Raw genomic sequence first — 26,032 nt, 5'->3', positions numbered from 1 at the left:
CTGATGGTGGACATCACCGACCTCGTCGAGCGAGCACGGGAAGGTCAGCCGCGCGCGGTCGCGCGGCTGATCTCCCTGGTCGAGGACGCCAGCCCGCAGCTGCGCGAGGTGGCCGCAGCGCTGGCCCCGCACACCGGCCGGGCGCAGGTCATCGGCCTCACCGGCTCGCCCGGCGTCGGCAAGTCGACCTCCACCTCCGCGCTGGTCAGCGCCTTCCGCAAGGCGGGCAAGCGGGTCGGTGTGCTCGCGGTCGACCCCTCCTCGCCGTTCTCCGGCGGCGCGCTGCTCGGCGACCGGATCCGGATGCAGGAGCACGCCACCGACCCCGGCGTGTTCATCCGCTCCATGGCCACCCGCGGCCACCTGGGCGGCCTGTCCTGGGCCACCCCGCAGGCGCTGCGGGTGCTGGACGCGGCGGGCTGCGACGTGGTGCTGATCGAGACCGTCGGCGTCGGCCAGTCCGAGGTCGAGGTGGTCGCGCTGGCCGACACCACGGTGGTGCTGCTGGCCCCCGGCATGGGCGACGGCATCCAGGCGGCCAAGGCGGGCATCCTGGAGGTCGCCGACGTGTTCGTGGTGAACAAGGCCGACCGCGACGGCGCGGAGGCCACCGTCCGCGACCTCAAGTACATGATCTCGTTGGGCCGCAAGGAGATCCGCGGCGCGATGTGGCGCCAGCCGATCGTCAAGACGGTGGCCAGCCGCGCCGAGGGCGTGGCTGAGGTGGCCGAGGCCGTGCTCGCGCACCGCACCTGGATGACCGAGCACGGCGAGCTGGACCAGCGCCGCCGGCGCCGCGCCGAGGCCGAGATCGAGGCCATCGCCCTGGCCGAGCTGCGCAGCAGGCTGGGCGATGTCCGCGGCGGCACCGCGCTGACCGACCTGGGCAAGCGGGTCGCCGCGGCCGAGCTCGATCCCTACACCGCCGCGGACGAGCTGCTGGCCGGACTGCGCGGGTGAGCAGGCGCGCGCTGGTGATGCCACCCCGCGTGCGCGCCACCAGCCGGCCCCTGGTCGCCGCCGCCGAGGCCAGAGGCCTGCCGGTGACCACCCCGGACCAGGCCGTCCCCGGCCACTGCCACTACTACGGCGGTCCCGGCGTGGCCGACTCCCTCGCCCTGGACCTGGCCCTGCTCGAACCCCCGGACAGCTGGCTGCCCAGCGGTGCTGGACATCGGCCTGACCGGCCCACCGGCGGACCCGCGGCGCCGGCCGGCCGTGGTGGAGGCGAACCTGGCCTGGTTCACCGAGCCCTACCAGTCCGATCCGGACCGGGCGCTGGAGGTCATTCTGCGTGCGGCTGGTCCACGGGCTGACCTGCGTGGTCGCGACGCGCGGTTCGTGCGCGGCTGACCACTGTCACCGTGCCCAGGCCCTGTGGATGGAGCCTGCCGAGGCGATGTTCACCCGGCTACCCTGAGGACATGACACGGATGACTGAGGACCAGGAAGGAGGCCGATGAGCGAGCAACCGATCAGCGTCTCCGCGGACGACCTGCACGTGGCCAGCCAGCAGGCTGCCCGCTGGGAGGAGGCTGTCCGTCGCGCAGAACGCGGTGAGACCGTGGCCGTGATCGCCCATGGCGAGCATGTCGCCGACGTCGTGCCCTCCGGCGAACTCGATCGGCTTCGAGAGACCATCGAGGTGCTTTCCGACCTGGAGACCATGCAGGACCTGCGCGACACCGAACCTGAAGTGATCGGGATCGACGCCATCCGTGCCCTGGTCGCCGAACGACGGGCGCGCGAGAGCCAGTGACCGATCAGCACCATCGATACGAGGTCGACCTCACCCGAGCTGCTCGGCGTGCTCTTGCCGAACAGCTTCCGATGGACGTGGTGATGGGCGTCGCGGACTTCCTCGCCGGACCTCTGGCCGACAACCCACAGCGAGTCGGCAAGCCCCTCAACCCACCCCTGGGTGACAAGTACTCTGCCCGCCTTATGCGGGAGTACCGACTGCTGTACACCATCGACGAACAGCAGCGCCGGGTGAACGTGGAGAGCATCCGCCACCGTCGAGACGCCTACCGGTCGCCGTAGGCGGCTCCGCCCCCTCGTTGGCGCGCCACCACCGTCACCGCGACCAGCCCCGCCACCAGCACCGCGGTCAGGTGGATCGGCGCGCCGGAGAACGTCGACCCCAGCACCAGCACCGCGGTCACCGGATACCCGGCCGCGGCCACGCCCCGGTTGCGCGGTCCGATGTGCAGCAGCCACACGCTGAGCAGGAACACCGCCACCGGCACCGTGGTGGCCAGCCCGGCGGCCACCGTGGGGAGGTGCGCGCGGTGCAGGTCGTAGTCCACCGCCACGGACAGGCCCGCGCCCACCGCCGCGGCTGAGGCGAAGATCAGGTAGTGGCCGTAGCCCCAGCTCAGGGCCTTGCCGAGGCGGTCCAGGCCAGCGGGGGCGGGCTGGTCGAAGTAGAGCCACCACAGCGAGAACAGGATCACCAGGCCGGCGATGGCCACCGAGATCAGGATCGGGATGTGCTCCTGTGCGGCCAGGCCCGCCCGGATCGCGGTGGTCGCGGCCAGCACCGACTCGCCCAGCATGATCAGCGTGAACAGGCCGTAGCGCTCGGCCACGTGGTGCGGGTGCCAGCTGGTCGGGCCGCGCCGCTCGGCCCAGACCGGGACCAGCAGCTCCAGCGCCGCGAGCAGCAGGAACCCCGGCAGGAACAGGGACTCGGGCAGGAACAGCCTGCCGATCCAGCCCAGCTGCACCAGCGTGATGCCCAGCGCGAACCGGTGCGCGCAGGCCCGGCGCGGCGGGTCGGACCTGGCCGCGCGCAGCCACTGGACCACCATCGCCACCCGCATCACCAGGTAGCCGATGGTGATCACGGTGAAGTTCTGCTCGAAGGCCTGCGGCACCCCGGCGGCCATGATCAGGCCACCGGCGATCTGCACCAGGGTGGTCAGGCGGTAGGGGACGTCTGCGGAGCCCTGCTTGCCAGGGGCGACCATGCGCTCAGGGTCGTAGCTGGAGGCGAACCAGGTGAAGTTGATCCAGGCCCACCAGATCGCGAAGAACACCAGGGCGTAGGCGAGCACGGCGGAGCCGAGGTGGTTCTCGCTCAGGCCGTGGTGCAGACCAGCCGCGGCGGCGGCCACCGCGACCACAAAACACAGGTCGAACAACAGCTCCAGCGGCGTGGCCGCGCGGTGTGGCTCGTGCGCGTCGCGGGCGGCCATCGGCCGGTACCAGGTTCGCATGTGGTGATTCTGCGGCAGTTTCCGGCGATTGTCCTCTGTGGACACAACACCGGGCGACCGACGAAAGTCGGGGTGGAAAGCCACGAGCATCACGCGCGAGCACCCCTCGGACGGGCCTATGCTAGAAGGGTGAGTGGGCAACAGCGGGTATCGCAGGCGGACAACGTGACGGTCAGACTTCCCAAGGCGCGGCCCCGATCTCCTTATCCCACAACGAACTTCGGCGGCCGCGCGCCCGTGCACGTGCCCTCCGGCAACCCGCTCGGCCCGCGCGTGCCCACCGCGTCCACCGGCGTGCTGCTCGACCTCAGCTCCGGCTCCCGGCGCAAGGTCTTCGCCGGCGCGGTGATCGCCGGGGTGGCCGGTCTGCTCACCATGCTGCTGGCGATCTTCGGCGTGATCGGCGAGGGCGGCGTGCTCCGGGTGACCACCGGCGCGCTCGGCGCCGGGTTCCTCGGCCTGTCCCTGATCGCGGTCATGTGCTGGCGGGTGATCTCCCGCGAGCGGCGGCTGCGCGTCTCCCCGCACGGCCTGCGCTGGGACGAGGACCACGGCTCGCCGTTCAGCCTGCGCTGGGCCGAGCTGGGCGCGGTCGAGCTGACCCGCGGCGAGCGCCGCAAGCTGACCCTCGACCTGTACCCGGGCGACTCCGCCTTCCGTCAGCGCCACCCGGAGATGGAACACCTCTGGGGCGCCTACGGCATCGAGAACGGCTACCGCATCCAGCTCGGCGACTCGGTCCAGGTGCTGCCCCCGGTCGAGCTGGCCCTGCGCCGCTACTGCCCGACCCTGTACCGCGGCGTCCACTGACCCTGCGCGATCAGGCGATTACGCAGGTCAGACCCTGTGGATAGCGGCTCCGGCACTGGCCTGAACCGAGGTATGTTGAAGGTTCGAAGTCCAGCGCAAGACCGGAGCGGGAGCAAGACGACGATGAGCGCTATGTGGTGGGTGCTGCTGGCCTTGCCGGTGGGCCTGGCACTGGCCGTAGTGGTGCTGCGCCTCTGGCCGGCCGACCGCACCGGTCCCGGCCAGGTCTCGGTGGAGGAACTGCGCGAGCGGGAGGACGTCGACGCCCTGCCGTACTACCCGCCGACCACGACCGGGACGTTTCCGATCCCGAAGCTGGATGCGGAGCGGCTGAAGGAACGGCTGGACGAACGCGAGCCCGAGCGGGGCTGAGCACCCCACCCGGGCTCGCCGGTCACGCGGGCACTCAGCAAGCCGTCTTGTAGATGTACTGCTGCTTTGAGTCCAGGTCGTCCTTGGTCAGGGCGATCAGGTTGGTCTCGATCTCCTTCTGGGTGGGCTTGCCCTCCAGGGCGTTGACCACCTGCTGGACGCCCTGGCGGCCGATGCCTGCCGGGTCCTGGGCGATCAGGGCCTGGACGTCGCCGTTGCGCAGGCCGTCTACCTGCTTCGGGCTGGCGTCGAAGCCGATCAGCTTGACCTCGCCGCGCTTGTTCGCGTTGCGCAGGCCTGCCGCGGCACCCTCGCCGGAGTTGAGGTTGGTGGCGAAGACCCCGGCCAGGTCCGGGGTGGCGGCCAGCTGGGCGGAGACGATGTTGGCGGCCTGCGAGGGCTGGTTGTCGCTGTACTTCTGGCCCAGGTACTTGATGTTCGGGTACTTCTTGATCTCCTCCTCGAAGCCCGCGGCGCGGGCGTCCGTGGTGGAGGTGCCGGCCTTGGTGTTGATCACCAGTACCGAGCCCTTCTCACCGACCAGCTTGGCCAGGGTCTGCGCGGCGAGCTGTCCGCCCTGCTTGTTGTTGGAGGAGACCGCCGCGGCCGCGATGGAGCGGTCCTTCAGCTTGGTGTCCACCTCGACGACCTTGATCCCGGCGCTGGTCAGCTGCTTCATCGGGGTGCCCAGCGCGGTGTCGTCGGTCGGCGCGATCAGCACGCCGGAGGGCTTGGCGGCCAGCACGCTGTTCACGATCGGCACCTGCAGCGCCGCCTCGAAGGACTCCGGCGCCTGCACGCTCAGCTCGTAACCGAGCTTGCCCGCCTCCTCCTTGGCCCCGCACTCCATCGAGATGTAGAAGGGCTCGCCCTTCAGGCCCGGCAGCAGCGCGAGCTTCTTGTTGTTGGCCGGCTGCTGGCCGCCGGGGGTCTCCCCGATCTTGCCTCCGCCGCAGGCCGCGAGCGCGAGCACGGCAGCCAGCGCGGCACCCATCTTCAGCGCGGTCCGTGGTGCGTTCATCTTGTCCACCTTCACACTTCGTTGTGCTCCGAGACTCTCGTCATCTGCTGTTTCGCGCCCGTCGGCGAACCTGGTCGAACCAGACCGCCGCGACGAGCACCGCGCCGATCGCCACCGGCTGCCAGAACTGCGGGACGTCGATGATCAGGAAGCCCTTCTTCAGCACGGTCGGGATGAACACCCCGATCACCGTGCCGATCACCGAACCGACCCCGCCGAACAGGCTGGTGCCGCCCAGCACCACCGCCGCGATCGCGTTGAGGTTCTCCGTGGTGTGCCCGCTGATGGTGGTGGTGCCGTAGTAGGCCAGCGACATGAAGCCCGCGAGCCCGGCCAGCGCGCCCACGTAGGTGTAGATCAGCACCAGGTGCCGGTCCACCTTGATCCCGGAGCGGCGGGCCGCCTCCGGGCTGGAGCCGATCGCCAGGGTGTACCGGCCGAACCGGGTGGTGGCCAGCAGCCAGGCGCCGACCGCGGTGACCAGCACCGCGACGATCACGATGTTCGGCACGATCCAGGTCGCGCCGAAGCCCAGCCAGTCGCGCAGCTGAGCAGGCACGGTGCGCACGTCCACGCCATCGGTGAGCAGCTGGGCCGCGCCCAGCGCCGCGCCGAAGGAGCCGAGGGTGACGATCAGCGGCGGGATCTTGGCCTTGGCGATCAGCAGCCCGTTGAGCAGGCCCCAGGCCGCGCCGCCGACGATGGTGACTACAAAACCGACCAGGATGACCTCGGCGCCCGCGTTGGTGGCGTCGCCGCCGGGGCTCATCGCCTCCATCACCTGCGCGCCGACCACCCCGGCGAAGACCAGCACCGAGCCCACCGACAGGTCGATCCCGGCGGTGATGATCACGTAGGTCATGCCCACCGCGAGCACCAGCAGCACCGAGGCCTCGATGAACAGCTGCTGGAAGTTGAACAGGGTGAGGAAGTTGTCCGGCCGCAGCGCGCTGAAGACCACCAGCAGCGCGAGCAGCACCAGCGCGATCCACAGCGTGTTCGCACTGGCCAGCCGCTTGACCAGCGGACGGGTCTCGGTGTTGATGAACTGGCCGTCGCTCATGCCGCGTCCTCCTGGGTCAGCGCGCCGGTCATCGCGCCGACCAGTTCCTCCAGCGTGGTCTGCGCCGCGGTGAACCGGGCCACCCGGCGACCCAGCCGCAGCACCTCGATCCGGTCCGAGACCTTGAGCACCTCGGGCATGTTGTGGCTGATCAGCACCACCGCGATGCCGTTGTCCCTGACCCGGCGGATCACGTCGAGCACGCGTTCCCGCTGCACCACGCCGAGCGCGGCGGTGGGCTCGTCCATGAACACCAGCTTGCTGGCCCAGGCCACCGAGCGGGCCACCGCGACGCTCTGCCGCTGCCCGCCCGACAGCGAGCCGATCGGCACGTCCAGGCTCTGCAGGGACACCCCGAGCTGGGTGAAGTGGGTGGCCGCCTGGCGGCGCATCTCCTTCTTGTCCAGCATGCCGAGTGCGCCGAGCAGTCCCTTGCGGCGCAGCTCCCGGCCCAGGAACAGGTTGGCCGCCGGGTCCAGGTCCGGCGCGACCGCCAGGTCCTGGTAGACGGTCTCGATGCCCAGCTCCCGCGCCGCGGTCGGCCGGTCCAGCTGGACCTCCTTGCCGTCCAGCAGGATCTGCCCGGAGTCCGGCTGTTCCGCCCCGGAGAGGCACTTGACCAGGGTGGACTTGCCTGCGCCGTTGTCGCCGATGAGTGCGACGACCTCGCCCGGCCGCAGCTCGAAGGACGCGCCGCGCAGCGCCTCCACCGAGCCGTAGTGCTTGACCAGGTCGCGCGCTTCCAGCAGCGCGGTCATGACTGAGTACCTCCCACGATCGGCGGACGGCAGCGCACCAGCACCAGGTCACCGTCCACCCGGGACGATCCGGCGGCGTGCGGGACCAGCACGGTGTTGCCCCTGACCAGCTCCAGCGACCCGCCGTCGCTGGTGGACAGCCGCCCGCTGCCGTCCAGGGTGACCAGCACGGCGAAACCGGGCTCGAGCTCCACCGGCGACTCGGTGTGCACCCGGTCCGCGCGGAAGAACGTCAGCGACTGCTCGCCGAGCAGGTCCACCGAGGGACCCCGCTGGTCCGCGGTGTGCCGGATCAGCGGCTCCAGACGGCCGGGACCCCAGCCGGAGCGGTCCACGCAGCCCAGGGCGGCCTCGAAGCCGAGGCCCAGGTGCACCGAGGAGTCGCCCTCCTCGGCGAAACCGGTCCACTCCATCAGGACCGAGAAGTCGGTGGGCTGCTGCAACTCCACGATGAACACGCCCGCGCCGATCGCGTGCGGCAGCCCGGCAGGCACGAACACGGTGTCACCCGGCTTGACCGGCACCTCGTTCAGCGCGCCCAGCATGGTCGAGGTCTCCTGGCCCGCCACCCAGGCGGCCACCACCTCCGCGGGCACGTCCTCCCGGAAACCCACGTACACCACCGGGTTCGCCCCACTGGTGCCAACCACCACCCATGCCTCGGTCTTGCCGAAGCGGCAGTCCAGGTGACTGGCGGCGAAGGCGTCGGAGGGGTGGCAGTGCACCGGCAGCCGCTGCCCGGCGTCGAGCAGCTTCACCAGCAGCGCCGGGTTCGGGCCGTACTCGGCCACGTGCTCGGCCCCCAGCCAGGCCTGCGGCGCGGCCTCGATCGCGCTGCGCAACAGTTCGCCGCCGGGCAGCGCGGACAGCCCCGCGGTGTGCTGGCCGAACAGCGTGGTGGTGGAGCCGACCCAGTCCTCCGGCCCCCACTCCTCGGCGTTGCCAGCCCCGCGCAGCTCGGCGATGGCCGCACCGCCGCGGTAGAACCGTTCGGGCTGGTTGGCATCCAGCAGGACGGGCTTCACAGTCAGCGCCTGACCTCTCCTGATCCACGTGCGACTAACCGCGCCGGGAGAACCACCCGGCGGGGAGGTGAGTTGTCACCGTCGAGCCGGGCGAACAGCAGTTCCGCCGCGGCCCGCCCGAGCAGCGCGACGTCGTGCGCCACCACCGAGACCGGCGGGGAGAGCAGGTCGGCCAGCTCGAAGTCGTCGAAGCCCACCAACGCGGGGCGCTGCGGGCGCTGGGCGAAGTTGCGCAGCAGCAGCACGGTGATCCGGTTGTTGCCGGAGACGATCGCGGTGGCCGGGTTGCGGCCGTCCAGCAGCCTGCGCAGCGCGCTGGCCACGCTGTGCTCGTCGTGCGGGCCCATCACCACCAGGTCCTCCGGGTACTGCAACCCGGCCCTGGCGCAGCCCTCGCGGAACCCGCGCAGCCGCTCGGCCGCGGTGAAGATGTCCGGCGCGTCGCCGAGGAAGGCGATCCGGCGGTGGCCCTGCTCGGCCAGGTGCCGCACGGCCTCGGCGGAGCCGCCGATGTTGTCCACCAGCACCGTGTCCGCCACGACATCGCCCGCGGGCCGGTCCAGGAAGACCACCGGCATGCCCGCGCGCATCTCCGGCACCAGGTAGCCGTGCTGCATGCCGGCGGGCACCACCAGCAGGCCGTCCACCCGGCGCGCGCAGAACTCCAGCGCCAGCTCACGCTCCCGGCCGGGGTCCTCGTCGGAGGAGCCGGTCAGCACCTGGCGGCCGTGCGCCCGCGCGACCTCCTCCACCGCCCTGGTGAGCTGGGAGTAGAACGGGTTGGCGACGTCCTCCAGGATCAGCCCGAGGGTGCCGGTGGAGGAGCCGCGGCGCAGGTTGCGCGCGGACAGGTTGCGCCGGAAACCGAGTTGATCGATCGCGGCGAGCACGCGCTCAGCGGTCGCCGGATGCACTCCCGGCTCGTCGTTGACGACCCGGGACACCGTCTTGATGCTCACGCCGGCCAACCGCGCCACATCGCTCATGGTGGCGCGGCGCACTCGGCGGGCTCCTTCGGACAACGTTGTCATTTGACGCCGGATTGGACAGGGTCGCGCTGGGGGTTGTCAACGGTTCCGGGGTGACTCGTTACGCCGAACGGGATCTCAATCGGTTCCGTTCACCGGGCGGACAAGGATTGACCACCCATCGGCGCTTGACGTCGATCTCACACCATCACCAGGGTGTCGATCAGGGCCGAGCCATCCGACAAGGTTGTCAGGTGGGCCTGGCGACGTGGCCGGTCCCTCGGGAGGCGATCGACAAGATGACCGCTCGAAGAGTGCGCCTGCGCACGGCCTGCGCGGCCCTGCTCGGCGTGCTGGTGACCGTGGCGGGCCTGCCGGCCGCCGCCGCACCGGCCAACCGCGCAGCCGAGGACCTCGCGCAGTGGGTGAACCCGTTCGTCGGCACCAAACCCGGCGGCCCCGACCACGGCACCGGGGGCGGCGCCGGCAACAACTTCCCCGGCGCGGTGGCGCCCTTCGGCATGATGCAGTGGAGTCCGGACACGGTCACCCACCAGCACGGCGGCTACTACTACGACGACAACCGGATCAAGGGCTTCAGCCTGACCCACCTCTCCGGCGCGGGCTGTTCCACCTACCAGGACATCCCGATCATGCCCTTCGCCGGCGAGGTCACCACCTCACCGGCCACCGACCCCGGCCGCTACGTCTCGACCTTCTCCCACGAGAAGGAGAAGGCCAGCCCCGGCGCGTACTCGGTGCAGTTGGACGCAGGCCCCAAGGTCGAGCTGACCGCCACCCAGCGCACCGGCCTGGGCCGGGTCACCTTCCCCGAGGGCCGCCCCTCGACCATCCTGGTCAACTCCTCGGGCTCCATCGCCGGGGCCGACGACGCCGAGACGATCATCGGCAAGGACTCGGTGAGCGGCTGGGCCAGCAGCGGCCGGTTCTGCGGGCAGCAGCAGAACAAGTACCGGGTCTACTACCACGTCCAGTTCGACCGGCCGTTCGCCTCGGTCGGCACCTGGAAGAACGGCTCGGTCAACACCGGCCAGACCCGCGAGCGCGGCGGCTCGCAGCCCAAGGTGGACCTGGCCGCGGTGGACGCGCCCAAGGCCACCGCGAACAAGGGCAAGCGCTCCGCGCCGAAGGCGATGGCACCGCAGGACACCGTGGTCTCCGGGCCGGGCAGCGGCGGGTTCGTCACCTTCGACCCCTTCGACGGCGACACCGTGCACATGCGGGTCGGGCTGTCCTTCGTCTCGATGGACGGGGCCAGGAACAACCTGCTGGCGGAGAACACCGGCAAGTCCTTCGAGGGCATCGCCGCGGAGACCCGCGCGGCCTGGAACGAGCGGCTGAACACCATCCGGGTCAGCGGCGGCACCGACGCCCAGCGCACCACCTTCTACACCGCGCTCTACCACTCCCTGGTGCAGCCCAACGTGTTCTCCGACGCCGACGGCCGCTACATCGGCTTCGACGGGCGGTTGCACTCGGCCGAGCCAGGGCACGCGATCTACACCAACCTCTCCGGCTGGGACATCTACCGCTCGGAGATCCAGCTGCTCTCGGTGATCGCGCCCGCGGAGGCCTCCGACATCTCCCGGTCGATGATCGCCTTCGCCGAGCAGGGCGGGTCCTGGGACCGGTGGACGGTGGCCAACAGCTACACCGGGGTGATGGTCGGCGACCCGTACCACATCATGGTGGCCAGCTCGTATGCCTTTGGCGCCAAGGACTTCGACGCGCGCAAGGCGCTGCTGCTGATGCTGCGCGGAGCCACCCAGAAGACCCAGGGCTATGAGGAGCGGCCGGGGCTGGAGGACTACCTGAAGATCGGCTACGTGCCGCTGGGCGCGCCGAACGCCTGGGGCCCGCCCGCCACCACCCTGGAGTACACCAGCGCCGACTTCGCCATCGCGGACCTCGCCCGGCGGCTCGGCGACGGGGCGACCTGGAGCACCTTCAGCAAGCGGTCGCAGTACTGGCAGAACCTGTTCAACCCGGCCACCGGCTACATCCAGGCGCGCAACCGGGACGGCTCCTACGCCGAACCGTTCAACCCCGGCGACTCCAACAACTGGGTGGAGGGCAACGCGGCCCAGTACACCTGGATGGTGCCGCACAACGCGCAGGGCCTGTTCACCGCGATGGGCGGCAACGAGAACGTGGTGAAGCGGCTGGACCACTTCTTCACCAAGCTCAACGCCGGGCCCAACGAGCCGTACGCGTTCCTGGGCAACGAGCCGATCATGCACGCACCCTGGCTGTACAACTTCGCCGGCGCCCCGCACCGGACCCAGGAGGTCACCCGGCGCGCGGTCAACGACCTGTTCGGGCCCGGTCCGAACGGGTTGATGGGCAACGATGATCTCGGTCAGATGTCGTCCTGGTACGTGTGGGCGGCGATGGGCATGTACCCGGTGATCCCCGGCCGGGCCGAGCTGGTGCTGAACAGCCCGCTGTTCCCGGAGATCACGGTGCAGCGGCCGGGTGGCAGCACCTGGACCATCAAGGCTCCCGGCGCGGCGGCGAAGAACCAGTACGTGAGCGGGGTCAAGGTGAACGGGCGGGCGGTCAACAACACCTGGCTGCCGGAGTCCTTTGTGGAGCGTGGCGGCACGGTGGAGTTCGCCTTGCAGAACACGCCGAACACCAGCTGGGGCAGCAAACCGGAGAACGCGCCACCCTCCTTCCGCGAGGGGGAGACCGGGGCGCGTGGCTCGGTGGAGCCCGGGCGGCTGGTGCTGCCCGCCGGTGGGTCGGCGGCCGCGGTGATCGGGGCGCAGGACTTCTCCGGCAAGGGGACCAAGGTTCGGTGGGCAACGCAGGCTCCGGCCGGGCTGAGCGTCACTCCGGCCAGTGGGGAGCTGACGGTGCCGCCCGGCGGGAAGGCGGGGGCTACCGTGACGGTGGCCGTCGCGGCGGGCACACCTGAAGGGGCGCAACGGATTCCGGTTACTTTCACGGGACCTGGTGGCGCGAACATGTCGCCGGGGGCGTTGCAGGTGCTGGTGGCTGAGCCGAACAGTCTGCGGGCGGCCTACAACAACGCGGGTGTGTCGCCGGATGACGATCCGGCCTCGGCCAACTACGACGGGGGTGGGTGGAGCTACTCCCGGAATGCCTTGGCAGGGGCGGGTGTCCGTCCTGGTGGGACGGTCACTGTGGACGGTCTGGCGCACCAGTGGCCGGACATTCCCAAGGGGGAAGCCGACAACGCGACCATGGCCGGGCAGACGGTGAAGGTCAACGCGCCGGCTGGCGCTACCAAGCTGGCCCTGTTGGGTAGCGCCACCAACGGGAAGTCGACCGGCACGCTGTCGCTGAACTACGCCGACGGCAGCGTCGAGCGGGCCGACATCGCGTTCAACGACTGGGCGGTCAACGCCTCCGCGATCGAGTTCGGCAACCGGATCGCGGCCACCATGCCCTACCGCAACAAGAACGACGGACCGCAACAGCTGACCGTGCACCTGTTCGCGACAGCGCCGATCCCGCTGGCGGCAGGGAAACAGCTGGTCAGCGTGACCCTGCCGAACTCGGCGCAGGGTGGTTTGCTGCACGTTTTCACGGTGACAGCGGGGTAGCGGGCGTCGGGGGACTGAGCGTGCTCGGTCCCCCGATGTCAACCTACGAAGAGCCCTAACAAGACATGAATCTGTTGACTAGTTTCTTTCCTGTACCTGCTGCGGCGCGGGCCCAGAGGGCATAGACGCCCGTAGCAGCCACAGACTGCGGGCTGGGCCGGTCAACTATGGCGGCGGGATCGGCCCAGCCCGCACCTGTCACATTGGCGTGCTCCGCACGCGGGATTTTTTCGCTCCTGAGTCGTGCGTTCGTGACCCCGACACACGCGAAGCAAGCTTCGGAGTGTCGGGGTCACGAACGCACGACGCGAAAAAATCAACCCCACCGCGGAAGTTAAGAGCCCGGCGTGTCGCTGACGCGCCACGCCTCTTTCGCAACAAGTGTCGCTTGGTCTCTTGGCGCAACAAGTTGTCGCTGGGGCTCTTGGCGCGGCAAGTTTTTTGCTGGTTCTCTAGTTGTGCCAACGGTTCTCTAGCTGCACAGCACCAGGAGCGGGGTTACCACTGTGCAGCTCTTTGAGGCGGTGTTGTTGGCGGGGTTGGGGTCTGTGGGGGTGGAGGAGGTCAGGGTTACCGTGACCTTTTTTGCCACGCCGATGGTGAGCAGGCTCAAGGGGACTCTGAAGGTCACCTCGTCCGAGGCTCCTGCCGCGAGGCTGCCGCCGCCGCAGGTGACCGTCTGGCCCGCGATGGTGCAGCCGGGGTCGGCCTGGCTGGCGGTGAGGCCTGCGGGGAGCTGGGCCTTGACCACTACGCCCGAGGCGGTGCCGGGGCCCAGGTTGGTGGCCTTGACCGTGTACTCGATGGCGGGGATCACGACGCCCAGGATGGGGTTGGTGGACAGGCCGATCTTGATGTCCGGGCCTGCGGCGGGGGCGGCCTGGGCGGCTGGGGTGAGGATCGCGGCCAGGGCGAAGGTGCAGCCGATGGCCTTGGCGGGCAAGGAGAAGCGCATGAGATCCCTTGGGTTCGGTGTGTGACCGCGCCGGACCGCGGTGACGCTCTGCGTTCGGACGTGTTCACTCTGCTAGCAGGTGCGGCCGGGAACAAGCGACCATCCGGTCCCCGTGTGGTGCCTGCTCGCGGCGCACGGCCTAGCCCGCGAGCATTGCCGCGACCCGTCTGGCCTCGGCGGCCGCCTCGCAGGAGCGCAGCACCTCAATGGCCTCTTGCCAGCTGGTGCGGGCCGTGTGCGAGTCCGGGGCAGTCAGGCCGTGCACGGTGAGGGCCTGGCCGAGGAACAGGCGCTGGCCGGTTTCCCTGGCCAGTTCGACACTTGCGGTGGCCAGCCCGGTCGCGGCGCTGGTGTCGCCCTGGGCGAGCTTGGTGTGGGCCAGTTCGGTGAGGATGGGGGACTCCATGAAGCGGAGCTGTCCGGCGCGGGCCTCGGTCAGGGCTTCCTCGGCCAGGGCCAGTGCCTCGGTGGGTCTGCCGTCCTCGCGGGCGATGGTGGCCAGGTTGGTCATCGCGTGCACCCGGCCGGCCCGGAAGCCCATCTCCTCGGCGATCCGGATCGCGAGCTGGTAGTAGCCGGTGGCCACCGAGGTGTTGCCGCGCTTGCGGTGCAGCGAGGCCAGGATGCTCAGGCCGTTGGCCTCGATCCGGCGGTCGCCCAGCTCCCTGGCCAGCGCCACCGCCGAGGCCGCCAGGTGTTCGGCCACGGTGAGCTCGTCGCGGTCGCGGTGCACCGCGGCGACGCAGCTCAGCGTGGCGGCCTCGCCGACCCGGTTCTGGCGTTCGCGGTAACCGGTCAGCGCGAGGTCCTGCTGGGCCAGCGACTCCGCGGGGCGGCCCACCGAGGACAGCGCCACGCCGAGGTACAGGCGGGCGTCGGCGTTGCCCAGGGCCACGGCCTGCTCGTGCAGGCGGATCGCCTCGGCGAAGCGGCCCAGCTGCTGGTGCACCGCGCCAAGGTTGTTGAGCGCGCTGGCCTCGCCCGCCTGGTCGCCGGCTTCCCGGTACAGCACAAGGGATCTGGCCAGCTGTTCGGCCGCGGTCTGGGCCTGGCCGAGGCGGTGGTGGGCCAGGCCGAGGCCGTCCAGCGCGGCGGCCTGACCGCGTGGATCGCGCAGGGACCGGTACAGCTCCAGGGCTTTCCGCTGGTGCTCGGCGGCGGCGCGGAAGCCGCCCAGCCTGGTCTGGAACTGGCCGAGCAGCGCGTGCATCCCGGCCTGCGCCTGGCGGTCGTGCGCCGCGGTGGCCGCGGCCAGTCCGGCCTCGGCGGTGGCCACCGCCTCGCCGCCGCAGCCACGGGCGCCGAAGTAGCCGCGCAGCGCGTCCGCGATCCGCCAGGCGTACTGCGGCAGGCCGCGTTCGGCCGCACTGGTCGCGGCGGCCACCATGGTCGGCCGCTCACTGTCCACAATGGACTGTTCTTCGGTGGCGGCGTGGATGAGGAACTCGTAGACCCGGCACCGGGCCGCGTGCAGCTCCTCGGGCGCTTCGGTGTGCTCGGCGCGGTCCAGGGCGTACTCGCGCAGCAGGTCGTGGCACTGGAACCGGCCGGGAGTGCCGGGCTGCACCAGGTTCGCCGCGCTGAGCCGGTCCAGCAGCAGGGCGGTCTCCGGCAGCGGCCGCTCGGCCACGGAGGCGGCCAGGTGCAGGCCGAAGTCCGGGCCGGGTAACAGGCCGAGCAGGCGGAACAGCCGCTGCGCCAACGGGTCCAGGGTCTGGTAGGAGAGGTCGAAGGCGGCGTGCACGGCGGCCTCGCTGTCGCCGTCCACCGACAGCGCGTCCAGCCGGTTGCCCGCGCGCAGGTCGGTGACGTAGCGGGTCAGGTCGCGGTGCGGCCGTCCGGCGAAGTTGGCCCCGGCGATGCGCAGCGCCAGCGGCAACCGGGCGCACAGCGCGGCCAGCTCCAGCGCCGCGCCCGGTTCGCGGTGCACCAGGTCCGCGCCGAGCACGTCGCCGAGCAGGGCCACCGCCTCCGCCGAGGGCAGCACGTCCACCGTCAGCGTCGGCGCACCCAGCGCACGCAGGCTGTCCCTGCTGGTGACCAGCGCCGCGCTGCCAGGGGTGTCCGGCAGCAGCGGCCGGACCTCCGCCGCGCCCGCGGTGTTGTCCAGCACCACCAGCACCCGCTTGCCGGACAACGCCTTGCGGTACAACGCGGTCTGCTCGTCCAGCGCCGCGGGCACGTGGTCGGGGCGCACGCCCAGCGCGCGCAGCAGCCGGGCCAGCGCCTCGGTCGGCGGCATCGGCGGGCTGGTGGCGTAGCCGCGCAGGTTCACGTACAGCTGCCCGTCCGGGAACCGCCCGCGCGCGCCGTGCGCCCACTGCACCGCCACCGTCGTCTTGCCCACCCCCGGCGGACCGGCCAGCGCCGCCACCACCGCGGCCGGGCCCGGCACCAGCAGCGCGTCCAGCCGGTCCAGCAGCTCGGCGCGGCCGACAAAACCATTGGCCCCCGGCGGCAGCTGGCAGACCCCGGCCGGGCGGGGTGTGTCGATGGCCCGGTCCTGGCTGGACGGCGCGCCGCTGAGGATGGACTGGTGCAGCGCGCGCAGCTCGGCGTCCAGGCCGGTGCGGAACAACCCGTGCGCGAGCCGGTAGGTCTCCAGCGCCTCCGCCTGCCGCCCGGCCCGGTACAGCGCGAGCATCAGCTGGTACCAGAACCGGGGCCTGGTCGGATGATCCTTGGTCAGCGAGGTCAGCTCGCCGACCAGCTCGTGGTGCGCGCCCAGCCGCAGGTCCAGCTCGATCCGGCGCTCCAGGGCGTCCAGCAGCTCCCGCTCCAGCCGCGGCGCGAGCTCCTGCCGCACCCAGTCGAAGCGCAGGTCGGCCAGTGGCGCGCCACGCCAGAGCGCCAGCGCGTGGTGCAGCAGCGCGGCGGCCTGCTCGTCGCTCTGCCCCGCCCGCCCGGCCTCGGCGACCAGCGCGCGGAACCGGTGCAGGTCCACCAGCTGCGGATCCACCACCAGCTGGTACCCGGGTGGCCGGGTGAGCAGCTCGACGCCGGACTCCTCGGCCAGCACCTTGCGCAGCGCGGCGATCAGCCCGTGCACCGCGTTGCGCGCCGAGGCCGGCGGCGATGCGTCCCACAGCGCCTTGACCAGCCGGTCCACCGGCACCACCCGCCCGGCGTCGACCAGCAGCAGGCCGAGCAGCGCGCGGCGGCGGGGCGGACCAGGTGGCAGCGCCGTCCCGTCCCGCCATGCCTCCACCGACCCGAGCACGCCGAACCGCACGGGGTCAATGTCGCATCCCGCCCCGGCGGACGCCACGTTCGGCTAGCTTTTCCGGGGTGGCCGCCGAGATCGTCATCGAGGACCTTGCCGCGGGCCAGGCCCTGCTCGGCGTCTCCTGGCGGGTCGGTCCAGGGGAACGGTTCGCGGTCCACGGCGCGGGCGCTCCGCTGGCCGAGTTGCTGGCCGGACTCCGCCGCCCCGACCGGGGCACGGTGCACGCGGACGGCGGGATCGGCTTGGCCGCCGCGGAACCGGCTCTGTTCGACCGCCTGACCTGCCGGGAACAGCTCGCCGCCTTCGCCGCGCTGCACCGCCGCGAGCCGCCGGAGCTGCTGGCCACGGTCGGCCTGGCCGCCTTCGCCGACCACCGCGAGGACCGGCTCAGCCCGGAGCGCCGCCGCCGCCTCGGCCTGGCCTGCGCCCTGGTCGCCGAACCCGCCGCGCTGGTGCTGGACGCCGGTCCCGGCGAGCTGTGGCCGGTGCTGGCGACCCTGCCGCAGACCGTGCTGTTCACCACCGACGATCCGGCCGAGGCCGCCCGCGCCGACCGGGTCGCGCTGCTCGGGCACGGCCGCCTGCTCACCGTGGACCGCCCGGCGGACCTGGTGGCGGCCCTGGACGCGGAACGCCGCCTGCTGGACCCCACGGCATCCCCGGCCACCCTCGCTGATGTCCTCCGCCACCTGGGCGGCAGGGAGGCAATCCCATGACCGCCGCCTGCCCCGGCACTCGGGAGGCCGCCCCATGACCGCCGCCCCCAGCCCCAAGCCCGCCGTCCTCGGCCCGCTCGTGCTGGCCGCCGCCCGTGACCTGCTCCGCCACCGCGTCCTGCTCTTCTTCACCTTCTTCGCCCCGCTGGCCTACCTGAGCGCCTTCGCCCTGCTGTTCAGCTCCGCGGGCCCCGGCCCGCTCCAGACCACCGCCCCCGGCGTGCTCGGCTGGACCATCGCCAGCTCCGCCGCGCTCGGCGCCGCCGTCCCGCTGGCCGCCTGGCGGCGTTCCGGCCTGCTCCGCCAGGTCCGGCGCAGCCCGGCAGGCTGGCCGGCGGTGCTGCTGGCCCGGCTGCTCGCCCTGCTCGGGCACACCGCCTGGCAGGTCGCGGCGCAGCTGGCGATCGCGGTGGCGCTGGGCCTGCGGCCGGTGCGCTGGTGGCCGCTGCCGCTGTACCTGGTGGCGGGCACGCTGGCCTTCGCCGCGCTCGGACTACTGGTGGGAGCGCTCACCGCCACTGCGGAGCAGGCCGCCGCGGTGACCATGCTGATCCTCATCCCGATGGGCGCGACCAGCGGCACCTTCGTCACCGACGCCCCGGCCTGGGTGCACTCGGCGGTCGCGGTGCTGCCGATGCGGGTGCAGCGCAACGGTTTGCTCGCCGCGCTCAGCGAGACCGGGGCGGTCTGGCCGGTGGCGGTGCTGCTCGGTTTCGCCGTGGTGTTCGGCGGGCTCGCGCTGCTGCGCTGCCGCCTCAACCCTTGACCGCGCCGCCGGAGAGACCCTCCACGATGTAGCGCTGGGCGAAGGCGAACAGGATCATCGAGGGCACCAGCGAGACCACGGTGGCCGCCGACATCGAGCCCCAGTCGATGTCGTACTGGGTGATGAAGGAGTTCATCGCCACCGGGATGGTCTTGGCCTCCTCGTCGTCGATGAACATGATCGCCAGGAACAGCTCGTTCCAGCACTGGATGAAGGCGAAGACGAAGGTGGCCGCGATGCCCGGCAGCATCACCGGCACCACCACCCGGAACAGCGCCTGCAACCGCCCGCAGCCGTCGATCATGGCCGCTTCCTCGATGGCCACCGGGATCCGCTCGAAGAACCCGCGCAACATGATGGTGCAGAACGGGATCAGCATCGCCACGTACACCAGCACCAGTCCCGGCAACCGGTTCAACAGGTCCAGGGAGTTGAGCAGCAGGTACAACGGACCCAGCGCGATGAACAGCGGGATCATCTGCGTGACCAGGAAGGCCAGCATCACCTGGCCGCGCCCGCGGAAGGTGAACCGGGCCAGCACGTACCCGGCGAGCAGCCCGATCAGCAGCACGATCGCGGCCGCGGCCAGCGAGACCAGCAGGCTGTTGGCGATGTAGGTGCCGAAGCTGGCGAAGCCGAACAGCCGCTCGTAGTTGGCCAGCGTGGGCGAGCCGGGCAGGTAGGTCAGCGGCAGGGTGAAGATGTCGCCCTGCGGCTTCAGCGAGGTGACCACGATCCAGTACAGCGGGAAGATGGTGACCACCAGCCACACGCCGAGCACGGCGAAGCGGGCGAAGGCTGCTGCGCGCATCAGAAGTCCCTGCTCTTTTCCAGCCTGGTCGCGGCCAGGTAGAACACCGTGAACGCGAACAGCAGCACCAGCACGATCAGCCCGACCGCGGAGGCCTGCCCGTAGTCCTGGGCGCCGATGATCTTGTTGATCATGTAGGTGGTGATGATGTGCGTCTTGCCCGCCGGGCCGCCGTCGGTCATCGCGTAGATGATGTCCGGGAAGTTCAGGATCCAGATCACCCGCAGCAGCACCACCAGCACCAGGGTGGGCCGGATGAACGGGATCACCACCCGCAGCAGCGCCTGGGTGTAGCTCGCGCCGTCCAGCCGAGCCGCCTCGTACAGCTCCTGCGGCACCGACTGCAGGGCAGCCAAGATCATGATCGAGAAGAACGTGACGCCGTACCAGATGTTGGCGATGATCTGCCCGGTCTGCGCCCACTCCGGACTGGCCAGGAAGGCGATCGGCGCGTCCACCACGCCCAGCCGCAGCAGCAGGTCGTTGACCACGCCGAACTCGGCGTTGAACATCCACCGCCAGACCAGCCCGATCAGGAACCCGGACATGGCCCAGGGGAAGAACACCAGCGCCTGGTAGAGCCCCCGGCCGCGGAAAGCCTTCTGCAGCAACAGGGCCAGCGCGAAACCGAGCACGAACTGACCGGTGAGGGAGAACAGCACCCAGATGCCGGTGTTGGCCAGCGCGGTCCAGAACCCTGGCTCGGCAAGGACTTTCTCGAAGTTGCCCCAGCCGATGAAGTCGGTGCTGGACAGGTCGAACAGGGTGTAGTTCTGGAAGGAGATGACCCCGCCGCGGATCATCGGGTAGTAGGTGAACAGCCCGACCAGCAACAGCGCGGGCGCCAGGCAGGCGGTGATGAACAGCCCTCGGTTGCGGCGCAGCACGAAGGACGGGCGCGGGGTGGTCTCGGTCGTCACGCTCCACCGGCCTTCTTCTGCGCGGCCCAGAACTCGTCCCAGGAGCCCAGCACCTCGGCCACCGACTTCTCCCCGACCAGCAGCGACTGCACGTCGATGTCGGCCTGCTTCTGCCAGCGGCCCCAGCCCGGGTACTGGATCGGCCGCTCCACCACCACCTGCGCGGGGTCGTTGGCCATGTCCAGGTAGGCCTTGAACGCGCCGGTGGTGAACTGCGGATCAGTGGCCGCCGCGGTGTGCACCGGGATCAGCGAGTGCTCCTTGGCCCAGCGCAGGCCCTGTTCGGCCGAGCTGAGGAACTCCAGCAGTTGCACCGCCGCGTCCCGGTTGCGGCTGAAGGAGGTCACGCCCCAGCCCGCGTAACCGGTGGGCTGCAACGCGAGTCCGCTGGGCCCCTTCGGAATCGGCAGCGTGGTCCACGATCCCTTGGGCAGCCCGGTGGCCCGCTCGGTCGTCTTGATCACCTCGGGGTCCTGGATGAGCAGCGAGGTCACCCCGGAGGTGAAGCCCTGCACCATCTCCGGATAGCTCCAGCCCAGCGACCCCGGCGGCGACCCGGTCTTGAAGAGCTTGAGGAAGGCCTCCATCGCGGTGGCCGCCTCCGGCGCGGCGAAGATCGTGCCGCCGTCCTTGCGCCAGAACCCCTGCGCCGGATCGACCTTCGGCCCGACGTAGGCGGAGATGATGGACACCGCGTAGTGGAAGGTGCCGGCCCCGCCGCGGAAGGAGTAGCCGAACCGGTTCTTGCCGGGCTCGGTCAGCTGCACCGCCGCGTCGATCAGCTCCGGCCAGCTCGTCGGCGGCGCGATTCCCTTCTCCGCCAACCGGTCCGTCCGCGCGAACAGGGTGTTCTGGAAGAACCCGTACGGCACCAGGTACGGCTTGCCGCCCACTGAGGCCGCCTTCTGCCGGGCCAGCGGCGTCAGCTCTTGCCAGCCGGGCCAGCCCGCGACGTAGGGGGAGAGGTCGAGCAGGCTGTCGTTGTTGACGAACTGCTTGACCGTGTAGTCCCGCACCTCCACCAGGTCCACGTCGTTCTTGGCGCTGAGCACCTGCGCGATCTTCTGGTCCGCGCTCTGCAACGGCGGCGAGATCAGCCGTACGTCGACGTCCGGGTTGGCCGCCTCGAAGGCGGTGATCATGTCCCGCAGCAACGCGGTCCGCTCCGGACTGGTCAGGCTCTGGATCACCCGCAGCGTGGTCCCGCCACCAGGGCCGCAACCGGTCAGCACCGAGGTCAACGCCAGGGCCACCAGCCCGAACACGGCGGATCGTGGTCTGCGCATGCCACCCCCGGGGGCGTGTCAACGTTGTCAACACTGGCTGAGTCCGGCGAACGTAGCCGAGCCCCCGAGCCGCTGTCCAGGGTCATTAGCCGTGCGGTTGGGGCGGCAGCGACAGCCAGTCCTGGCTGGCCCTGCCGAACTGCAGCACGATCGCGGGCACCACCAACAGCAGCGGCCACAACCCGATGCACATGATCGCGCCCAGCACGGTCAACGGGATCCGGGTCCACCCCGCCCCGCCGCGCAGCAGCAGGCCGAAGACCAGGATGAGCACGCCGATCACCGCCATGACCAAGCTGAGCGGGTTGCCCGCGAACCGAGGGGAGCCGTACTGGTAGAGGCCGGAGAGCGCCAGCACCACGCCGAGCACGATCCACAGCACCGAGGCGATGGTCAGCGGCCGCGGCCGGGACACCAAGCGAGACATGGTCGCAGCATGGCGTTCCGGCCAGGGGCGTGCGCGCCGCCGACCGGAACCTGCCACCCGGCCACTAACCCAGCTGCTCGAACGCGGCGGCGAGGTCAGTCACCAGGGTCTCGCCGTCCTCCAGGCCCACCGACAGCCGGACCAGGCCGACCGGGATGCCCATGGTGGCCCGCACCGACTCCTCCACGGTCACCGCGGGCGCGTTCACCAGGCTCTCGTAGCCGCCCCAGGACACGCCGATCCTGAAGTGCCGCAACGCGTCCACCCATCGCTCCACCAGCGCGGGGTCCTCGGTGTCCAGCTCGAAGGCCAGCAGACCGGAGAAGCCGGCGAGCTGCCGCCTGGCCAGCTCGTGGTCCGGGTGCGAGGGCAGCCCCGGGTAGCGCACCGTGCGCACCCTCGGGTGCGACTCCAGGAACTCGGCCACCCGCTGCGCCCGCTCCCCGTGCGCGGCCATCCGCACCCCGAGCGTGCGCAGGCCCTTGACCGCCTTGGCCGCGTCGTGCGGGGACATCGCCGCGCCGTAGAGCTGGTACTCGGTCAGCGCCAGCGGCCGCACCAGCTCGGCCGAGCCGCAGACCACGCCGCCGACCAGGTCACTGTGCCCGCCGATGTACTTCGACAGCGAGTGCAGCACCAGGTCGACGCCCAGGGTGATCGGCTTCTGGTACAGCGGGGTGGCCCAGGTGTTGTCCATGATCGTGGTGGCGCCGTGTGCGCGGGCCAGCTCGACCACCGCGGCGATGTCCTGCACCCGGAAGGCCATGAAGGTCGGCGACTCGAAGTACACCACCGAGGTTTCCGGCCGGATCAGCTCGCGGGCTTCTGCCAGATCGGCGGCGTGCGTGTGGGTGACGCCGAACTTGCTCAGGTAGCGCAGGAAACTCGTGGTCGGCCCGTAGATCGCGCCCACCGCCAGCACGTGGTCGCCCGCGGCCACCCTGGAGGACAGGGTCGCGGAGATGGCGCCCATGCCGGAGCCGAAGCATTTCGCTCGCTCGGCCCGCTCCAGCGCGGCAAGCTTGTCCTGTAACAGCGCCACGGTCGGGTTGGTGCCGCGCCAGTAGACGAAGTTCTCGTCCTCGGCGCGCAGCGCCTTCCCGAGCGCGGCGGCGTTCGGGAAGGTGAAGAGCGAGTTCTCGTAGACCGGCGGGTGCACCGCGCCGAGGAAGTGCTGGGCGTCCTCACCCAACCGGGTGCAGATCCAGTCGTCGCTGTACACATCGGACACGAACGCGAAGGCTACTCCGGGGGAGGGGTGGGGCGATGACGGTGGAGTTCCGCCTGTTCGGCGCGGTGGAGGCCACCTGGGCGGGGCGTGCGCTGGCGCTGGGGCACGCGCGGCAGCGCAGCGTGCTCGCGGTGCTGCTGACCGAGGCCAACCGGCCGGTGCCCGCCGCGGTGCTGCTGGACCGGGTGTGGGGGCAGCGGCTGCCGGACACCGCGCGGGACACCCTGGGCAGCTACCTGTCCCGGCTGCGCCGCACCCTCGCGCCCACCGGCGTGACCCTGACCCGCGGCAACGGCGGCTACACGCTGAGCGTGCCGGAGTCCGCGGTGGACCTGCACCGCTTCCGCGCGCTGTGCGCCAAGGCCCGCACCGCGCCGGATGCGTTGCCGCTGCTGGCCGAGGCCCTCGCGCTGTGGCGCGGCGAGCCCTTCGCCGACCTGGACGCGCCCGGCCTGGAACCGCTGCGCACCGCGCTGGCCCAGGAACGCCACACCGCCGAGCTCGACCGCGACGAGCTGCTGCTGGCCGAGGGCAGGCACGCCGAGCTGCTGCCCGAGCTGACCACCGCCGCGGCCGCCGCCCCGCTGGACGAGCGCCGCGCCGGACAGCTGATGCTCGCGCTGTGCCGCCTCGGCCGCCAGGCGGACGCGCTGGCCCGCTACACCGAGCTGCGCGCCCGGCTGGCCGAGGAGCTCGGCATCGACCCCGGCCCCCGGCTGCGCGAGCTGTACCAGCGCATCCTCACCGCCGACCCGGGCCTCACCCCACCGGCGGGCACCACCCCGGCCCAGCTGCCCGCCGCGCCGAGGCTGTTCACCGGCCGCGCCGCCGAGCTGGCCGGGCTGGGCGTGGCCGGCACCAGCGTGGTGAGCGGGATCGGCGGTATCGGCAAGACCTCGCTGGTGCTGCACTGGGCGCACGCCAACCTGGCCGCCTTCCCGGACGGTCAGCTCTACGTGGACCTGCGCGGCTTCGACCCGGCCAGCCCGCCGATGCCGCCCGCGGTGGCGCTGCGCGGTTTCCTGGACGCGCTCGGCGTGCTGCCCGCCGCGGTGCCGGTGGACGAGCACGCGCAGGCCGCGCTGTACCGCAGCCTGGTCACCGGCCGCAGGTTGCTGGTGGTGCTGGACAACGCCCGCGACTCCGAACAGGTGCTGCCCCTGCTGCCGGGCAGCCCGTCCTGCACCGTGGTGATCACCAGCAGGCACCGGCTGGACGGCCTGCTGGCCACCCACGGCGCCCGCCCGGTCCCGCTGGACGCCCTCGCCGACCCCGACGCCCGCGACCTGCTCGCCCGGTACCTCGGCGAGTCCAGGCTGGCCGCCGAACCCGAGGCGGTCACCGCGCTGCTGGACCGTTGCGCCCGGCTGCCGCTGGCCCTGGGCATCGTGGCCGCCCGCGCCGCCACCCATCCCGGCTTCCCGCTGGCCGCACTGGCCGAGGAGCTGCGCGAGGACCGCCTGACCGCGCTGGACGCCGGCGAGCTGACCGCCAGCCTGCGCGCCGTCTTCGCCACCACCTACCAGGCGCTGACCCCCGAAGCGGCCACCCTCGCCTGCCTGATCGCGCACGCCCCCGGCCCGGACCTCAGCCGCCCCGCGCTGCTGGCCATGGCGGCGGACCCCCAGCCCGCCGCCACCGCGCCCCAGCCCGCCACCCGCGCCCTGCTCCGCGAGCTCACCGCCCTGCACCTGGTCCAGGAACACGCCCCGGCCCGCTACCGCATGCACGACCTGGTCCGCCTGCACGCCACCGAGCGCGCCGCCCCCGACGAGCCCGCGCTGCGCCGCCTGCTGGCCCACTACCTGCACGCTGACGACCTGGCCGTGGAGTGGCCGAACCTGTTCGCCGCCACCGAGCTGGCCGCCCAGCGCGACTGGCTGCCCGAGCTGACCGCGCTCTCCGCCCGGCTCTCCCGCCACCTCGACGAACGCGGCCACTACGACGCCGCCCTCGCCCTGCACACCCTGCTGCTGGGCACCGGCCACGCCGAGCTCGAAGGGCCGGCGCACATCGGCATCGGCCTGACCCACTGGCGCCGCGGCGACTTCGAACCGGCGATCACCAGCTTCACCCGCGCGCTGGAGGTCGGCCGCCGCCGCGCCGACGAGCTGGTCACCGGGCAGGCGCTCAACGGCCTCGGCCTGTCCCACTGGCGGCTGGGCCAGAGCGACACCGCGCTGGCCCGGCACACCGAGGCGCTGGCGCTGGGCCGGGCCGCCGGCATCCCGCACGTGGAGGGCTACGCGCTGGTCGGCATCGGCTTCGCCGCCCAGTGGCTCGGCGACTACCCGTCCGCGCTCAGCCACCACCGGATGGCGGTCACGGTGGCGGACTCCACCGGCGACGCGGACCTGGAATGCCACGCCCGCAACGGAATCGGCATCGCCTGCGTCGGCCTTGACCGGCTGGCGGAGGCGATCGCGCAGCACGAGCAGGCGCTGGCGCTGGCCCGCAGGCGGGAGAACCGGTACGCCCAGGCGCACAGCCTGACCTGCCTCGGCCTGGCCCGGCACCGGGCGGGCGACCGGGCGGGCGCGCTGGCCCCGCTGCGGCAGGGCCTGGCCACCGCGCTGGAGATCGGCGACGGGTACCAGCAGGCCCGCACCCACCAGCTGCTCGCCGCCCTGCACCAGGACCGCGGCGAGCCGGACCAGGCTGGCCACCACGAGCGCTCGGTGCGGGAGCTGCGCGACCGGCTCGACCTGCCGGACGCGGTGCACGCGATGTTCCCGCCCGCCAAGTGACGAGCCGGGCCCTGCTGCTGCGCAGGGCCCGGTCCCGGGTGGGCGAACGCCCCCTCGACCCCCTCGACGTCCGTTCGCCACACAGCCCCACCGTGCCCGCGCGCCCCTGCGGGAAT

23 protein-coding genes are annotated in these 26,032 nt (G+C 71.6%); 10 read left to right on the top strand and 13 right to left on the bottom strand.

Annotated elements, in window-relative coordinates; translation table 11 throughout:
- Window positions 1-3: 3 nt before the first annotated feature.
- From meaB to M8C13_RS29660, 4 genes are all read left to right on the top strand, one after another.
- The gene (gene meaB, locus M8C13_RS29675) at window positions 4-960 is read left to right on the top strand and encodes a methylmalonyl Co-A mutase-associated GTPase MeaB (RefSeq protein ID WP_252484030.1); all 957 of its coding nucleotides are present in this window, start codon (window positions 4-6) and stop codon (window positions 958-960) included.
- Window positions 961-1,164: 204 nt separating this feature from the next.
- Entirely contained in the window at window positions 1,165-1,353 is a 189-nt protein-coding gene (locus M8C13_RS29670; RefSeq protein ID WP_252484029.1) for a hypothetical protein, read from the top strand.
- Window positions 1,354-1,459: 106 nt separating this feature from the next.
- Complete coding sequence (locus M8C13_RS29665) at window positions 1,460-1,759, top strand: hypothetical protein (RefSeq protein WP_252484028.1); 300 nt, start codon at window positions 1,460-1,462, stop codon at window positions 1,757-1,759.
- Window positions 1,756-2,043 (top strand): type II toxin-antitoxin system RelE/ParE family toxin, encoded by a 288-nt coding sequence (locus M8C13_RS29660; RefSeq protein ID WP_252484027.1) that lies wholly within the window; start codon window positions 1,756-1,758, stop codon window positions 2,041-2,043. Before M8C13_RS29665 ends, M8C13_RS29660 begins: the two co-directional genes overlap by 4 nt.
- Here M8C13_RS29660 and M8C13_RS29655 read toward each other — a convergent pair.
- Window positions 2,028-3,221 carry a low temperature requirement protein A gene (locus tag M8C13_RS29655; protein ID WP_252484026.1) on the bottom strand — a complete coding sequence of 398 codons (1,194 nt, stop codon included), beginning with the start codon at window positions 3,219-3,221 and terminating at the stop codon, window positions 2,028-2,030. The genes M8C13_RS29660 and M8C13_RS29655 overlap by 16 nt on opposite strands.
- A gap of 165 nt (window positions 3,222-3,386) precedes the next feature.
- Here M8C13_RS29655 and M8C13_RS29650 point away from each other — a divergent pair, with 165 nt between their 5' ends.
- Together M8C13_RS29650 and M8C13_RS29645 are read left to right on the top strand one after the other, a co-directional pair.
- Entirely contained in the window at window positions 3,387-4,031 is a 645-nt protein-coding gene (locus M8C13_RS29650; RefSeq protein WP_252484025.1) for a hypothetical protein, read from the top strand.
- Window positions 4,032-4,154: 123 nt separating this feature from the next.
- The gene (locus M8C13_RS29645) at window positions 4,155-4,403 is read left to right on the top strand and encodes a hypothetical protein (RefSeq protein ID WP_252484024.1); all 249 of its coding nucleotides are present in this window, start codon (window positions 4,155-4,157) and stop codon (window positions 4,401-4,403) included.
- A gap of 34 nt (window positions 4,404-4,437) precedes the next feature.
- Here the strand turns inward: M8C13_RS29645 and M8C13_RS29640 are convergent, their stop codons facing one another.
- The 5 genes from M8C13_RS29640 to M8C13_RS29620 are packed head-to-tail and all read right to left on the bottom strand — an operon-like array spanning window position 4,438 to window position 9,256.
- Complete coding sequence (locus M8C13_RS29640) at window positions 4,438-5,424, bottom strand: ABC transporter substrate-binding protein (RefSeq protein ID WP_252484023.1); 987 nt, start codon at window positions 5,422-5,424, stop codon at window positions 4,438-4,440.
- A gap of 40 nt (window positions 5,425-5,464) precedes the next feature.
- Window positions 5,465-6,487, bottom strand: coding sequence for an ABC transporter permease (locus M8C13_RS29635; protein ID WP_252484022.1), 1,023 nt, complete (start codon window positions 6,485-6,487; stop codon window positions 5,465-5,467).
- Complete coding sequence (locus tag M8C13_RS29630; protein WP_252484021.1) at window positions 6,484-7,245, bottom strand: ATP-binding cassette domain-containing protein; 762 nt, start codon at window positions 7,243-7,245, stop codon at window positions 6,484-6,486. Before M8C13_RS29630 ends, M8C13_RS29635 begins: the two co-directional genes overlap by 4 nt.
- Window positions 7,242-8,276, bottom strand: a complete 1,035-nt coding sequence (locus M8C13_RS29625) for a class I mannose-6-phosphate isomerase (protein WP_252484145.1) — start codon at window positions 8,274-8,276, stop codon at window positions 7,242-7,244. The genes M8C13_RS29630 and M8C13_RS29625 overlap by 4 nt, the downstream gene beginning before the upstream one ends.
- The gene (locus M8C13_RS29620) at window positions 8,273-9,256 is read right to left on the bottom strand and encodes a LacI family DNA-binding transcriptional regulator (RefSeq protein ID WP_252484144.1); all 984 of its coding nucleotides are present in this window, start codon (window positions 9,254-9,256) and stop codon (window positions 8,273-8,275) included. The genes M8C13_RS29625 and M8C13_RS29620 overlap by 4 nt, the downstream gene beginning before the upstream one ends.
- A gap of 281 nt (window positions 9,257-9,537) precedes the next feature.
- Here M8C13_RS29620 and M8C13_RS29615 point away from each other — a divergent pair, with 281 nt between their 5' ends.
- Entirely contained in the window at window positions 9,538-12,831 is a 3,294-nt protein-coding gene (locus M8C13_RS29615) for a GH92 family glycosyl hydrolase (RefSeq protein WP_252484020.1), read from the top strand.
- A gap of 472 nt (window positions 12,832-13,303) precedes the next feature.
- Here the strand turns inward: M8C13_RS29615 and M8C13_RS29610 are convergent, their stop codons facing one another.
- Together M8C13_RS29610 and M8C13_RS29605 are read right to left on the bottom strand one after the other, a co-directional pair.
- Window positions 13,304-13,786 (bottom strand): DUF11 domain-containing protein, encoded by a 483-nt coding sequence (locus M8C13_RS29610; RefSeq protein WP_252484019.1) that lies wholly within the window; start codon window positions 13,784-13,786, stop codon window positions 13,304-13,306.
- Window positions 13,787-13,925: 139 nt separating this feature from the next.
- On the bottom strand, window positions 13,926-17,018 hold the full coding sequence (locus tag M8C13_RS29605) for a BTAD domain-containing putative transcriptional regulator (protein ID WP_252484018.1): 3,093 nt from the start codon (window positions 17,016-17,018) through the stop codon (window positions 13,926-13,928).
- Between the two features lie 56 nt (window positions 17,019-17,074).
- Here M8C13_RS29605 and M8C13_RS29600 point away from each other — a divergent pair, with 56 nt between their 5' ends.
- Together M8C13_RS29600 and M8C13_RS29595 are read left to right on the top strand one after the other, a co-directional pair.
- Window positions 17,075-17,728, top strand: a complete 654-nt coding sequence (locus M8C13_RS29600; protein ID WP_252484017.1) for an ATP-binding cassette domain-containing protein — start codon at window positions 17,075-17,077, stop codon at window positions 17,726-17,728.
- Between the two features lie 34 nt (window positions 17,729-17,762).
- Entirely contained in the window at window positions 17,763-18,494 is a 732-nt protein-coding gene (locus M8C13_RS29595; protein WP_252484016.1) for an ABC transporter permease, read from the top strand.
- Here the strand turns inward: M8C13_RS29595 and M8C13_RS29590 are convergent.
- From M8C13_RS29590 to M8C13_RS29570, 5 genes are all read right to left on the bottom strand, one after another.
- Window positions 18,484-19,305 (bottom strand): carbohydrate ABC transporter permease, encoded by an 822-nt coding sequence (locus tag M8C13_RS29590; protein ID WP_252484015.1) that lies wholly within the window; start codon window positions 19,303-19,305, stop codon window positions 18,484-18,486. The two genes, M8C13_RS29595 and M8C13_RS29590, sit on opposite strands and share 11 nt — an antisense overlap.
- Complete coding sequence (locus M8C13_RS29585) at window positions 19,305-20,225, bottom strand: carbohydrate ABC transporter permease (protein ID WP_252484014.1); 921 nt, start codon at window positions 20,223-20,225, stop codon at window positions 19,305-19,307. The genes M8C13_RS29590 and M8C13_RS29585 overlap by 1 nt, the downstream gene beginning before the upstream one ends.
- On the bottom strand, window positions 20,222-21,511 hold the full coding sequence (locus tag M8C13_RS29580; protein ID WP_252484013.1) for a sugar ABC transporter substrate-binding protein: 1,290 nt from the start codon (window positions 21,509-21,511) through the stop codon (window positions 20,222-20,224). The genes M8C13_RS29585 and M8C13_RS29580 overlap by 4 nt, the downstream gene beginning before the upstream one ends.
- A gap of 85 nt (window positions 21,512-21,596) precedes the next feature.
- A complete protein-coding gene (locus M8C13_RS29575; RefSeq protein ID WP_252484012.1) occupies window positions 21,597-21,938 on the bottom strand; it encodes a hypothetical protein in 342 nt (113 codons plus the stop codon).
- 64 nt (window positions 21,939-22,002) lie between these two features.
- Window positions 22,003-23,169, bottom strand: a complete 1,167-nt coding sequence (locus M8C13_RS29570; RefSeq protein WP_252484011.1) for a PLP-dependent aspartate aminotransferase family protein — start codon at window positions 23,167-23,169, stop codon at window positions 22,003-22,005.
- Window positions 23,170-23,204: 35 nt separating this feature from the next.
- Here M8C13_RS29570 and M8C13_RS29565 point away from each other — a divergent pair, with 35 nt between their 5' ends.
- Window positions 23,205-25,916 (top strand): BTAD domain-containing putative transcriptional regulator, encoded by a 2,712-nt coding sequence (locus M8C13_RS29565; RefSeq protein WP_252484010.1) that lies wholly within the window; start codon window positions 23,205-23,207, stop codon window positions 25,914-25,916.
- Window positions 25,917-26,032 lie beyond the last annotated feature (116 nt).

It is taken from the genome of Crossiella sp. SN42 (assembly GCF_023897065.1).
In the GTDB taxonomy this organism is placed as follows: domain Bacteria; phylum Actinomycetota; class Actinomycetes; order Mycobacteriales; family Pseudonocardiaceae; genus Crossiella.
Note: the sequence above shows the minus strand (reverse complement) of the source record. Positions and strands in the feature narration are given on the sequence as shown.